This window comes from Lysinibacillus sp. NPDC097231 (genome assembly GCF_044761885.1).
In the GTDB taxonomy this organism is placed as follows: Bacteria; Bacillota; Bacilli; order Bacillales_A; family Planococcaceae; genus Lysinibacillus.
Map to the genome: position 1 here is coordinate 99,728 of NZ_JBIWDH010000009.1, position 13,892 is coordinate 113,619.

Annotated in this window: 13 protein-coding genes; 3 read left to right on the forward strand and 10 right to left on the reverse strand. The window is 36.6% G+C overall.

Annotation, left to right across the window (positions count from 1 at the left end; translation table 11 throughout):
- Positions 1-72: 72 nt before the first annotated feature.
- The 9 genes from ACIQXF_RS08185 to ACIQXF_RS08225 form a co-directional block, all read right to left on the reverse strand.
- Positions 73-1,062, reverse strand: a complete 990-nt coding sequence (locus ACIQXF_RS08185; RefSeq protein WP_402781244.1) for an agmatinase family protein — start codon at positions 1,060-1,062, stop codon at positions 73-75.
- A 255-nt stretch (positions 1,063-1,317) separates the two neighbouring features.
- Complete coding sequence (locus ACIQXF_RS08190) at positions 1,318-2,331, reverse strand: polysaccharide deacetylase family protein (protein ID WP_402781247.1); 1,014 nt, start codon at positions 2,329-2,331, stop codon at positions 1,318-1,320.
- Complete coding sequence (locus ACIQXF_RS08195; protein ID WP_402781250.1) at positions 2,319-3,095, reverse strand: hypothetical protein; 777 nt, start codon at positions 3,093-3,095, stop codon at positions 2,319-2,321. Before ACIQXF_RS08195 ends, ACIQXF_RS08190 begins: the two co-directional genes overlap by 13 nt.
- Entirely contained in the window at positions 3,046-4,719 is a 1,674-nt protein-coding gene (locus tag ACIQXF_RS08200; RefSeq protein WP_402781253.1) for a GNAT family N-acetyltransferase, read from the reverse strand. Before ACIQXF_RS08200 ends, ACIQXF_RS08195 begins: the two co-directional genes overlap by 50 nt.
- Before the next feature lies 1 nt (position 4,720).
- Positions 4,721-5,815: a glycosyltransferase family 4 protein gene (locus ACIQXF_RS08205; protein WP_402781256.1), complete on the reverse strand. Its 1,095-nt coding sequence runs from the start codon at positions 5,813-5,815 to the stop codon at positions 4,721-4,723.
- Positions 5,816-5,862: 47 nt separating this feature from the next.
- Positions 5,863-6,498 (reverse strand): sugar transferase, encoded by a 636-nt coding sequence (locus ACIQXF_RS08210; protein ID WP_402781259.1) that lies wholly within the window; start codon positions 6,496-6,498, stop codon positions 5,863-5,865.
- A gap of 180 nt (positions 6,499-6,678) precedes the next feature.
- A complete protein-coding gene (locus ACIQXF_RS08215; RefSeq protein WP_402781262.1) occupies positions 6,679-7,122 on the reverse strand; it encodes an SACOL1771 family peroxiredoxin in 444 nt (147 codons plus the stop codon).
- A 71-nt stretch (positions 7,123-7,193) separates the two neighbouring features.
- Positions 7,194-7,448: a hypothetical protein gene (locus ACIQXF_RS08220; protein WP_402781265.1), complete on the reverse strand. Its 255-nt coding sequence runs from the start codon at positions 7,446-7,448 to the stop codon at positions 7,194-7,196.
- A gap of 67 nt (positions 7,449-7,515) precedes the next feature.
- Entirely contained in the window at positions 7,516-9,126 is a 1,611-nt protein-coding gene (locus ACIQXF_RS08225) for a Na/Pi cotransporter family protein (protein ID WP_402781268.1), read from the reverse strand.
- Between the two features lie 436 nt (positions 9,127-9,562).
- Here ACIQXF_RS08225 and ACIQXF_RS08230 point away from each other — a divergent pair, with 436 nt between their 5' ends.
- Both ACIQXF_RS08230 and ACIQXF_RS08235 read left to right on the forward strand, forming a co-directional pair.
- Complete coding sequence (locus ACIQXF_RS08230; RefSeq protein WP_402781271.1) at positions 9,563-10,165, forward strand: NUMOD4 domain-containing protein; 603 nt, start codon at positions 9,563-9,565, stop codon at positions 10,163-10,165.
- 379 nt (positions 10,166-10,544) lie between these two features.
- A complete protein-coding gene (locus ACIQXF_RS08235) occupies positions 10,545-11,231 on the forward strand; it encodes a ZIP family metal transporter (RefSeq protein ID WP_402781301.1) in 687 nt (228 codons plus the stop codon).
- A 55-nt stretch (positions 11,232-11,286) separates the two neighbouring features.
- Here ACIQXF_RS08235 and ACIQXF_RS08240 read toward each other — a convergent pair whose 3' ends face one another.
- On the reverse strand, positions 11,287-12,348 hold the full coding sequence (locus ACIQXF_RS08240; protein ID WP_402781274.1) for an S-layer homology domain-containing protein: 1,062 nt from the start codon (positions 12,346-12,348) through the stop codon (positions 11,287-11,289).
- 701 nt (positions 12,349-13,049) lie between these two features.
- Here ACIQXF_RS08240 and ACIQXF_RS08245 point away from each other — a divergent pair.
- Positions 13,050-13,712, forward strand: coding sequence for a hypothetical protein (locus ACIQXF_RS08245; RefSeq protein WP_402781277.1), 663 nt, complete (start codon positions 13,050-13,052; stop codon positions 13,710-13,712).
- Positions 13,713-13,892: the final 180 nt, after the last annotated feature.

A 13,892-nucleotide genomic window follows, 5' to 3' on the forward strand; every position in this document is an offset into this window, starting at 1 on the left:
ATTTTTAAGCATTGTTCTATTATAGCAAACTATCATTAAACTTCATTGTAAATATATACAAACCATTCATAACTACCGAACTATGGCCTTGCCTTTCTTTGAAATACGATTACGGTGATCCAGCTGAATGCCGGTTAGCCATTGTAAAAATGCTGTTACCCCCATCTTCACTGTTTCCTGACGTAGATCCCCCTCTTTTGGATCAGCGTAAACAAAGTCGATATGGCGAACACCTTCATTTTCGCCAATGAGCTTTAGAATATCAAACAACTCATAGGCGGTTAAACCACCTGGCGTTGCTGCAGGGACATCTGGTGCGAACGTAATGTCTAATGCGTCTAAATCTACTGAAACATAAATACGATCGACCTCATACATAAGTTGACGAAGCATTTCACGAATGGTTAGTTGTATTCCATCGCGGCGCATTTGCTTTAATGTAATCATATGTATTCCCTGTTCTTTAGCGTAGTGGATCATTTCAGGTGAATTGAAAAAGCCGTGTAACCCGACATTATAAACATGTTTTCCCTCGACGGTTCCTGCTGCAATGAGCTTCTGTATTGGAGAATCTAAAGCTAAGCCAACTTCCTCTTGATTCCGTGCATCCAAATGCGTATCAATTTGAATGACACCTATTCGTTCCTGTGGAAAAGCATTCTTTATCCCTCTTAGTGAGCAAGCTGTAATCGCATGATCCCCACCAATAAGGCACGTAAAACTTTTTGAATAAGCAGTACTTAAGTTTTCGACTGCAGCTTCAATGGCGGACTCTGAAAGCATTCTATCTGTCGCATGGATGGCCACATCACCTACATCAACGACTGCTAATGAACGTAAATCTACCTGCTCATCTAAATTATAAGATTGAAAACCTGGCCAAACCTTGCGGAATGCAGTTGGATACTGGGCCTTTTTAGATGCTTCACTGGCATATGATAATAAAGCACCGTACAAAACAATATCGACATCATTTGGATGAGGATTTTCCTGTTGCTTAATCCATTGATGCATTGCTGAGCCCTTTTCTTGCTTCCATTGCCACCCTGGTTGTATAAACATGTTATAATCTACCACCTTTACACCGATTTTATAGCTACCATAAATAGTCTTTTTAAAACAAAGTCCATTGACCTATGATAACTTATTACCTACTTAAAACTACCTAATAATTTTCTTCTATATTAAATAGTAACATTAGTACAACAATTTCGTCATCGCTCGGTACTTTCCCTTTTTATTGTCTGAAAAATTCTCGAAAATTGTATTTTTATTCGTAAAACAAAAAAATAGCAGACTAGGCATTTTTCTAGTTTGCTATTTTTTCTGTTTGGACAAACTGTGACATAACTCAGCGACTTCATACATGGTATAACTTTGAAAGTTATATTTATTCCGTAATTCTTGATAATATTGCAAAATCTCCTCGAGCATGGCTAAATTTTTTTCTATGTTCTTACCAAAGTTATGAGGATGCCACCATAAATGATAAAATGCTTTAGATGTTGCAGCTGCATGCAACCCGTCTTTAATACGATTAATCTTCAATCCCTCAAAAAATCGTAAAGGACTACAATAAGGCCTTAAGAATGCACTTGAACGAACATTGATAAATGAATCTTGATGCATTTCTTCTAAAGATACCAAATGATTACCTGTTACATTAACATAACTATCTAGCCACTTTTTTGCTCCTAATAGCCGACCTTTCTTCGTAAATCTTTGAGGATCGTACAATGGATGTTTTTCATTTCCTCTGTAACATACAAATCCCACTTCCTGACATGCTGCGAAATATTCTGCATTTACTTGATTGCGCGGAAATACAATTGACTTCATCGGTGCAACATAATCTTCACTAATCATGGCGGTAGCATGTAAATCTGTACGAAAACTTGCCTCTGTTTGTCCTTTTTCTAAACAGTAAAAATGCGAAAATGTATGACTTCCTATTTCCTGATTTGGTGTACATTTTATCTTCTCGATTAAGGACCTCCCAAAATGCAAGAGATCTTCTTGTTCATTTTCTCCTACCTTTGAAAACTGTGTATGTGCTGCATATTGCATGTTTTCATATTTTACAGGGATACCTCGTAAATAATGAGCCATTTCTTCTTTTGTTTCTGCAAATAATAAACCAACTGTTGCCCATGTTGCATGTATGCCATATTGTTCGAATAACTCTAATATTTTGGGCAACGCCTGGCGTACACCGTATAGGTTTTTATTGTATTGTCCGTATCTAAATACATCATGGACACCCCAATTCAGCTCAAAATCTAATGATATGACAAGACCCCCATGATTTACTTCGATTGCTACTTCCTCCATTTTTGCACACCCAGTAACAATGCACTTATTTTCGATTGGGTAATGTAACCAGAGTAAACATTAACAACCTGTCCACCAAAGCTAAGTTTAAATTCACGAACATTTTGATCATCTGTTAGCTTCCCTATGTCATATAAAACAAAGCCCTGTTCCTTTAAATGCAATAAATTGTGCCACAATAAGAAACGATTTGCATAACGAATTGGTCGTTTTAAATGATCTGGAAGCGATTGCGAGTGGCAAGTCGCCACATAATAAGACATTGCTTTATTAGCATGTACTATATCAAGTCTATAGCATAATGTTTGTCCGCAAATGCTCCGAATCTCAGACAACAATAGAGCACCTTTATCATTTAAGAGCATAATGGCTTCCATTTGAGACTTACTAATTAGCTCAAGTTTTTTCCTTTTTGCAAAATTATTATAAAACTGTTGAAAGGCTCGTAAATTTTCCTCTGACGGCTCCTTATAAATAAAAACTTGATAGGATTCTTTTTGTGCACGACGAAGGATTTTTCGATTACTTTCTGAAAGAGCAAGATACAACGATAACTCACTCTCTGTTAGGTGAATATGAACCGTCTCACCTTTTACAAGCTTCCGGCTTGGCACAAGTGAATTTGTATAGCCAACAACCTTCATTGTTTTTCTAACATTAGCTGGCTTTTCTACAAAATAAAAATGCTGCATCGCGATATTCCATCGCTTACTTTTAATGGACAGAATGAACATCGCCCCCACTCTCTGTGTATTTTTCTTCATGATTTCGCTCATAACGAGCACATTTGAAATGTTTCATTCGAGAAATACGTTTATAGCCTAACTGCAATAATTGTTTACGCTTTCGCCATTGCCAAAAGCTCGCAGTAACCCATAGTGTTTGCGCAGGTTTCACTTTCTGGAAAAAGGCTGTTATAATATCGATATTTTTATAAACATCATACGTTAAAAAATAAGTTTGCTTTGGCAACGATTCAACAATTTGCAATGCATCTACAGGCCAATTAGTGGCATGTAAAGCAAACGCAGGCTTATTCGTTTCTGCAAAGGAATCTTTATAAATGGTATATCCCTTATAAAAAAGAGAAATAATTTCTTCCTGACCAAGTTGCATCGCCTCCTGTATTGACATCTCCTCAAACAAATCTCCTACAGGCCGTTGTGGTGTTGCACTGTCCAATGGGGATAATTCAAACAAATCCACTTGCTTAAAACGAATAAACTTTTCTACGAATAGTTGTCCATATTCTAGCCAATCTTTGACTTTCCCATACTTTACTAAGTAACGTAATTGACCTAAAGTATTACGTCTCCATTCCACAACTCGATGGTTGCCTTTTAAAAATTCTTTTAATCTCTCTTTTAACGTATAACAACTTTCCAAAAGTTTTGCACGCTTCGTTCCACTACTTACAAGCATATGTCTTGTAAAATCAATACTTGAGCGCCAATCGAACTTATATGGCTCATAACCAATACTCATATCAAACAAGCGATAGTTTTCAGAATACGTTCGCTTGATGGTTTCCTGATTCATTAACTTGCCTGCCCCAAATATATTAAAGGTCGGTTCATGCGCGAGAGCATAAGACACATAACGTCCACGACAGCAAATTCCATAGGTGAAGGCAATCCATTGATTTTCAAAGACAAGTGCTTCTATCTCTACTTGCAATGCTTCCCCTTTAAGAAGTGTTAAGCGTTCGAAAAAATCTCTTTTCTTTCCTTTTGTAAAATCACTCGTATCTAGTTTTTTGGCCCATCTTCGATCATATAATCTAAACACTTGCCAAAGCTCGTCCTGAGACGGCACCTTCCTCGTTAAAGAACCTAAATTCTGTAGCTTTCTCTCACTTCTATCCATACCATGTAATTTTCTAAGTTGCTTGAAATGGCTGTGGAAATCTATATCGTGAAAGGCAAGATACGGTGTCACAACACGAAAAATACTTGGCTGTAATTGCCTTTCAATAAAATATTGCTCTATTACCTTTGTAGATTCTTTGCTTTCCAATAGTCCATGAAAAGAAAATAGTAAGTGCTTATGTTGTTTGATGAGCTGATCAAATACAAAGGTTATAGCAGGTAATAGCCATTCTTCTTTTGCTATAATGCCAGTGTAATTTGCAACTTTCTCACCTGTGAACGCGTAAATCCGTAACCCCCATCGAAGTCGGACAGTAAATGGGAAGAAGGCAATAATATTGCCCTCCTGTTCGACTGCATAGAGCTCCACTCGCTCTTTACGCCCTACAATTTGCCACCAATTATAAAACCAAGCAAATTCTATAAATGGGTTATCATTGCCTTCATTTGCTAAAATCTCATCCCAAATATCCTTGTACCACATAAGCTCATCATCTGTTCTAATGCGAATTAATTGCAAATTAATCACCTTTCTTAGCCAACTTTGAAACCGCCTGTTCGTAGACAAATAATGTTTTTTGATACATTGGTGTAAATGTAAAATTCCTTAAGAAATGACGTTCACTAACGTCACCCATTTTTTGCCGTAATGTCTCATCCAGTAACAACTGTCTTAGCCTTTTCTTTAGTAAGCTTTTATCATCTCGGTTAATTAAAAATCCATTCTCATTGTCAGAAACTAGCTCATTTATGCCACCTACATTCGTTGCGATAATGGGAAGTCCTGCCCGCATTGCTTCAATAATGGAAATCGGCAACCCCTCCCAATCGGAAAGCAGGACAAATAATTGACTTTCTTCAAGCAAAGCTGTGACATCTAATTGATTGCCCAAAAATGCTACACGTTCTGTTAACTTCTTATCCGCTACAAATTTTTCTAAATTAGGACGCAGTGAGCCATCACCTATAAATTGAAGGCGCCAAGGTACATCAGAAAGCTCAGCTAAAGCCTCTAGCAGTAAATCCTGTCTTTTTGGCACTTCAAAGCGAGCAACCATCACAATTAACGGATGCTCCTCTTTCTCTCTATGGTGTGCTGCTCGCTTTTCTATTTGTTCGATGCCATTATGAATCGTTAACATTTTATGTGCAGGGGCAATTCTTTGCGTTAACGCTAGCTTACGGTCATATTCAGATACTGTAATAATTTTAGCTGTTAATGGCTGCACTGATTTTTCAATGCGGCTATACATCAACTTTTTTTTACGGGGTACACCCTCTGTAAAACTCCAGCTATGGGCAGTAAAAACGGTTGGAATACGCAACAAGCTACCAACTACACGTCCAATTGCGCCCGCCTTCGATGAATGCGCGGCAATGATATCTGGTTTTATTTTTTTGAATGCAGCTCTTAATTGCCAAAAGGTCTGTAAATCTTTTTTTAGATGAATTGCTCGTTGCATAGCTGGGATACTGATAACATCAATCTTTTCTTCTTGTAAGCGCCAAAGTGATGCATCATACAGACCTGTTACGATGGTTACTTCATGGGCATCTTGCTTTAATTTTATAGCTAGTGCCTCCACATGTTTTTGCGCTCCACCAATCTTATCCATACGTGTAATTAGTTGAACGATTTTCAGTACCCAACACTCCTTATTTTTTAATAAGCACCTGTTCTCGCTAACACCACGTAAAGTGTTTTGATGACTATTTTTACATCCATCCAAAAGGAGTAGTTCTCAACATATTCAAGGTCATATGAAATTTTCTGTCCGTGAGAAATATTAGAGCGGCCGTTAATTTGAGCAAGCCCGGTTAACCCTGGCTTTACTTCTAAACGTCGTGCCTGCAGTGTGTTATAAGCATTTGTGATAGTTGGAACTTCTGGGCGCGGTCCAACAATACTCATATCTCCTTTTAAAACATTAATAAGCTGTGGGATCTCATCAATACTTAGCTTCCGAAGAACAGCCCCCACCTTTGTAATTCGTGTATCCTGTTCAGTTTTAAAGAAATAATCATCTGGAATCCCATCAGTACACATAGTAGGCATATTCACTGGAACTGCCTGTATACTCATTGTCCGTAGCTTCCAAATAACAAAGCGCTGATGATCTAGACCAGTACGAATTTGTTTAAAAAAAACAGGGCGGCCAGTACTAATAAGTAGAATGGAGAATACTACCAATAAAAGAGGAATTGTTATGAAAAGTAAAAGGAATGCCCCAGTAATATCAAAAAGTCTTTTTCCGTACTGTCCATAAAATGTGAAAGTCTGAGTTGTCTGATCTTGCAATACATCATCCTTTGCATTTTTTTAGCACTTAACTTTATATATTCATTCTGAGCATTTATAGAACTATTTTTAAAAAGTAATGACACAAATCAATGACGAAAAAAAGGAGCTATTTCAAATAACATTTTGAAAAACTCCTTGAAATTATTATATGTTCAACCTTTCATTGAGTTGAATGATTTAAGCCTGTATTATCTGCACTTCACAGTCAATTTGAACATTTCCCTTTAATGCTTTACTAATCATACACGTTTGTTCAGCTTTCTCAGCTAATCGATAAATTCGTTTTTGCTCACGTTCAGATAAATTATGCACAACAATGCTTGGCTTATGTACGATTTTCTCATAGGTATAAACACCATTTGTAACATCAACAAAGCCATCCGCCTGCATGGATAAGTCTGATACAGCTATCTTTGCATTTTCAAGTAATGCAGCAAGTGTAATTAAATAGCAAGTTGCTGCCGCTCCGAGTAACATTTCATCAGGATTTGTCCCAATTCCCGGTCCATTCATTTCCCGAGGAATAGAAATTTTTGTGTTTAAATTGGTCGCAGCAATATTACCTGTCCCATTTCTCCCCTCTGACCATTTTAAATTCATGTTAAAAATATGTTGAACCATAAAAATCCTCCTTTTGCTTTGTGGATGCGCGTAGGTTACTAGGGCGATAACCAGCAATCTTAGTTGAAGGCTCAATGTATGTAGTCGATAACGGTTGCCCGAGCGTTTTCCTTTTTACCTGAGCAGTTTCTTGCGCTACCTGAGCGCTGTTCTTTTTCACCTGAGCAGTTTCTTGCGCTACCTGAGCGCTTTTCCTTTCCACCTGAGCAGTTTCTTGGGCTACCTGAGCGCTTTTCCTTTTCACCTGAGCAGATTTCAGGGCTACCTGAGCACTTTTCCTTTTCACCTGAGCAGTCTTGGGCTACCTGAGCGCTTTTCCTTTCCACCTGAGCAGTTTCTCATTTACTCCAAGAAAAATGCCCGAACCCATTAAAAGTGAGTCGAGCATTTTTTCTATTCGTTTGTAGCAATGTTTTTCCCTAGCTCTATATGGCGACTTTTTTTCGTTGCTGTTTGGTATTCTGCTAAACGGGCAGTTGTGCGCCAATAGTGATAAACAAGACGATCAATCCAAAGTAAAGCCTCGACTTTCGTTACTGCTATCTCTAACTCTACCACATTTTCAACAGAGTGCTTGAAATATGCATTTCGTTTATCACGTCGTTCAGCCGCCATTTCAGATGAGATCTCCTCAAGAAGGGTCGCTATCTCAGGTAATCGTTCATCCTCATCGATAGTCACTAGCACTTCTTCAAGTACCCATAGCAATTTTTGAGATAAAATTGACTGTAGCTGGAATGTATTTGGACTTTGTTCTCGTAGTGCCTTTGCCAAACGATACAAGTGATCTAGTGCATGTAAAAGTGAAATATGTTTATAGCGATCTTTCTTGGAGGTTGACTGTATGGAATCCAAAAACAAACGAGTTTTTTCAATTGCATCATCGATTTGATTTAATTTACTTTCAGCTTCTGTTGTCATCTTCCCTACTCGAATAAACGATACAATTACAGTTGTTAATTCCTTTGTAATGTCCTGTAAGGTATTAAATGAAACTTCTACTGCTACCCCAGGCACTTTTGCCACACTGTCATCAAGATTTCGCGTTAAATGATTGCCTTTCTCTGGAATCATTTTCTCGATTGCCTTTGCAAACGGTCGAACAAATGGGACAAAGATAATTGCCCCGATCACACTAAATAAAGTATGGAAAACTGCAATACCGAGTGTTTCATCAAAGCTGCCGTTAATCGATGTCGTTACGAATTTCGTTAAAGAAAACATCAATGTAGCACCGAACGTGACAATAATCGCTGTTGCAACGTTAAACAATACATGTGTCATAGCTGTACGCTTGGCAGCAGTAGAAGCTCCAATTGCAGCAAAAAGCGCCGTTGCCGTAGTCCCAATATTTTGACCAATAACTAAATAAGCCGCCTGTTCAAAATCAATAGCTCCAGCATATAAAGCTGTTAAAGTAGCAGCAATTGCCGCACTAGATGCCTGCATGATGACCGTCATAACAAGACCAAGCACTATTAAGATAAGCTGACCACCAATGGAATCCGCATGAAACGAATCAAATGGAATTTTATCCTGTATAGATGCCATTCCCCCTTGAAGCACATCTATACCTAAAAACAATAAACCAAAACCTGTAAAGAGCCCACCAACCGCTTTAAAATCACGTGGAGCTAGCAATTGTACAAACACACCAAGTGCAATAAAAGGCAATGACATTGTTTGCATATTAATCTTGAAGCCTATGAGAGAAATAATCCAGCCTGTACTTGTACTACCGATATTTGCACCAATAATGACACCAATCGATTGCACAAACGTCAGCAAACCCGCACTTACAAAACCAATTGTAATTAGTGTTGTTGCCGTAGAAGATTGAACAAGCATTGTCATGAATGCGCCTGACATTACCGAACTAATCGTACCCCCTGTAAACCGGTTCAACCATTTTTTTAAAGCGTCCCCCGCAAGCTCCTTTAAACCGTTTGTGAGCATTGTCATCCCGAGTAAAAATAATCCAATGCCCCCTAATACATTTATCAAACCATACGACACTCCTTATGAAATATTCTACAATTACATTAAAAATCATATTTATCCCCCGACAATAAGTTAGGTGGGAGATGAACTGCTACTATACTTAAATTTTGGTGATGACCCTATATCAACAAACATTACTTAATATTACCATTTTTAAATTTAAGAGGATAGGTATGTCTTCCTTCTTATTTAAAAAGAATCCTAGCTTTATTTCACTCACAATTTCCGATTTTAACCAAAACTTTTTAAAAAACAGTGAAACTAATTTTATGGTAGAATAGAATAAAAGCGAAACTTTAACCACTCGGGCTTTTCTGGGCTGCAGAACATCCACTAATATTTTCCCTTTAATCTTAAAGTGGGAATCTCGTACCTGACGCTTCACTTTCGGTACAGAATTACTGCCCGTTTATAAATAATTTTTTAGGAGATTTAATAAATGATTTTAACAAAGCAACAAGCCATACAGGCACTTAAAAAGAACAAATTTATCGGTTTTACTATTACAACAGGAAATATTATTATGAAAAAAATGAATAAAACCGATTATAATATTTTCGTATTCGAGGAAGGCAAAGAAAAGCCAATGCATTATGTAGGTTCCATCATGAACGTAATGTCTACAATGAGCGACAAAGCCTCAAATAAGGATTTTGTGATTGTGGAACAGCTTCCAACGCAGAAGACAGAAGAAGAGGTTAAACCAGTACAGAAAGAAGAAATCAAAGAGGTACAAGAAGAAAAAACTGCTGATGGTAATGAAGAAAGTCGTGCCATTTCTGGCTATGAGGGCTTATATGAAATTACAGCAAGTGGACGTATTATTTCAGTACGCGAAAATCGTCCACTAGCTCGATGCAATGATGAATATGGATTCCATATTGCTCGACTAACAAAAGACGGTACTGCCTCTAGCCACAATGTATTCGAACTTTGGAAACAGGCATTCCCTGAACTTGAACAGACTACTTTTAAAGGTGCCCTTAAAGCGAAGTATGGCACGGGCTGCAAACTTACTGATAAACCAGGAATACACTTTTAACTATTATAACCTCAGCGTCTCTTCACTGACGTTGAGGTTTTTTATAGAGAACTCCTTTAATAAGTAGTTATCTTCACTGTTTCTCCACAATTACTTCCATATAAATAGAGATTCCTAGTCCTAAATGATGTTACCGAATCACACAAACACTATGTTGAAATCAAACACACACGAATGAAAGGATTATCATTTTTTTATGTTCAAGTATCTCTCTTGAAGTGGGAGCTTTATACCTGACGCTTCGCTTCTGGTACAGATAAATGACTGTCCATTTAGCGGGATAAAACCTACAATTATCATATTCATTTCTATTGAGCATATATTTGGAAAAACAGCTTAAAGTTTATGATGGGGTGGAGGAGTTTTGCAGTTGAGTGCAATGATACTTGGTGGGTTCCTTTTTTTCAGCGTTAGCATTGGAGGAGCGATTGCTTGGATTTTTGCCAAGCTATTTCACCATACAACTTCAGGATTATCCTTATTGTGTGGTGGGTTTTTAGTTGGCTTACTTGTACTAGACATCATTCCTTCTTCTTTTCAGATTTACAAATCATTAGGTCTTATACTTGGCATCCTTATTGGCTATTTCATCTTTCAAATACTAGATAGTTTATTTCACACTTCCCATACCCAAAACCCCTCTGTATCTTTGCTTGCAATTGCTATGATTATCCATACTATTCCCATTAGTCTAACCGTCGGAAATTTATTAGGGAACGCTGCATTAAGTATTACAATTACAGCCTCCATCATTCTTCATCATCTTCCAGAGGGCTTTGCACTGTCAACAGCACTCCTATCGCAAGGTGAGAGGCTATGGAGACTATTTCTTTATTTCATAGCATTTTCGATTTTCTTTATTATTTTTATTTGGATTGGTCAGTATTGGAGTGTAACCGAAAAGGCGCAAGGGGTACTAATGGGCATATCAATTGGGTTAATTGCAACAACCAGTATTTCAGAATTTATATTGCATCATATACGTAATGTTACTTTTAAATCATTTCTTCTATATATCTCATTAGGTTATCTACTAAGTTACGTCTTTCATGCTTTAGTTGAATAATCGATCAAAAAGCAATCCACGAAGTATCAGGTGGATTGCTTTTTTTAGAATCGCCTTATTCTTCTTCACTTACCAACATTAATGTTAGCGATAAAATTTTAGAGATTTCTGCACGTGTAAGATTTCCCTTTGGATAAAATTTACCGTTTGATCCGCCGATAATGCCTAATTGCTGTAATAAGCCAATGGATTCAACTGTTTCCTTACGCATTTTATCTTTGTCTGTAAATGTGTTATTTTTGCTCACTTTATCAACATTAAAGTCCAGTGCCATTAAGAAGCTTACTGTTACATAGGCCATTTCCTCACGAGTAACTGGTTTTTTCGGCTCAAAATTCTCACCACCGAAAATATCAATTAAGCCATACTCTTCTAAAATTGCTACTTCCTTTGCACCCCAGAAACCATTAAGGTCTTTATACGTTGCTGGACCTTCATAATCTTCATTCACATCTAATCCTGATGCACGGAAAATAATAGCAGCCAAATCTCCACGTGTTATTTGTCCATTTGGATTAAAAGTAGTTGTAGATGTACCATTAATAATGTCTGCTTGATAAAGTAATTGGATATAACTCTCAGCCCAATGGCCAAAAGTATCTGTGAAGTAACCCCCTGGTTTTAAATCAATATCTGCATGATTAAATACCATCATCATACCATTTAAATCTTCAGCACTTACAGGTACCCATTTGCCAGCTGTGAAAACTTCAGCTTTGAAGCTATTGTCAGCTTGCGTAATTCGCAGTTGAATAGTATCGCCAAAAAGCTTTTTAAACGCCTCATAGTTTTCCTTAAAAGCTTTTTCCCCCTCTGGATATAGATTTGTTCCGTCAGTATAGGATTGCTTTAAAGTATTTAATGCAATCTTCACAGTAATACTATTTTTAGTTGTAACTAAAGATAATTCATCATTTTCAAAACCTATTTTAGAAAGTAATAGCGTTTTATAAATATCTTGAAAGGACATTGATTGTATTTGATTAGTTGCTGCAACAATGTGTTTTGGATGGATAATGTTAGCAACATTTACAGGTTCCTGCGCATGCGCTTGTAAACTAAACCCTCCTGTAAAACAGGCAATACTAAGTGCACCAGCTAAAACTGTTTTCTTCATGACTCTGGCCCCCTTCTATTCTTAAATTCAGTGTACTAAAACAAACATTAGTAAATCCCTAAAATTATCTAAATTATCAGAAATTAAAATATACTTTTCACAGCCTAGAAGATTACTAATTCTTTAATGAGTTCAAAAGAAATTTCCTTTCTTTCTATATGAATATTTCATTTTAATAAACACTCTATTATATGTTGCTATTGTCTTTATATGTATAGAAAAAATTTAATAAGCCCGATTATGCATCAATAGGTATAACGTGCAAAATCTATATCATGCGACCCAGGAAAATTAGTTTTTGTCATCAATAATTTTGGTATTTGGCCATTACGCTTGTTCATTAACCAAACTTTTTACACTACCATCATATAATGGAATTTCAATCGTTTCTATTCATCCTACTAGGCGTAAGTTAATGGAAATGAACATCTACTGTTGTCTATTATAAAAGCTCATATTTAGCAATGTGTAAGTTTTATTTCGTGAGCAATCTAATCACCTTGGCAATTTCCGCATGATTTTTATAGATATAGTTTGTACAGTTCAGCTATTTCTTCTAAAGTCATACCATCACATATTTCAATTTTAAAATTTTGTGATTCAATCCACTGAATCAATAAAATTTCAGCTAAATTGTAGTTCTAATTTATTCTATATATTAGAATATTTGAGAAGTCAATAAAAGAAAGGAGTTTTAGTACTTGGTAAATACACTTGTAAATATATTAGTCCTTATAACTCTATTAAGTATCGTTATGATGGTTATTTTTCTTCTTCTTGCAATTTTCAACTTCATCAAAATGGATCGAATTAAATCAATAAAAATGTTGAAATTAACCGCAATCCCCATTGTCATTATGATTTTTTGTATGATAGGCTATTGGGATATTTCACCTGAAGATAAAGTAAATAAAGCAGATGTGGCTATTACACATGAAGAAAAACCCGTAGCTAAAGTAGAGTCAACAGAAGATGTTACTTGGCAGGATAAAATAAAGGAGCTAGCTTCTCTTAATAGTACTCCTCCTCAAAAGTTCGAAACAATTGTAGCCTACGCTAAAAAGTATCCAGCTACAAAGGCTGAAATCAAAGAATTCGAGGATTACATTATAGCTGAATACACAAACAAAAAGTATTTAGCAGATGAAAAAGATGAAGAGTATAGGTTAAGTAATATTTTCAAGGCATCTGTAGTGAATAGATATTATGGAGATGAAGAAACGCCTATTAACGATTTTGTATATGGCTTTTATCAAAATTCAGCTACTATTTTTAGTGGAGGCGAATCAATCAATAATAATACTATAAAATATAATGAACGCCAAATGGATAAAGCATTATCAGCTATAGAAAATGAAAATTAAATGTCACTCTCGGGTGACATTTAATAGTGTTGAAAAACAAAATAGTCAAGGAAATCTTGGTGAATATTAGGCACCTTAAATGAGGTGATTTCCGTTCCAGGCTACTCGCTTTCCTGTGGGCGAGCGCCGAGCCGCTTCCTCCGCTAACGCTCCGTGCAGGGTCTCGCCTGTCTCGCTTTC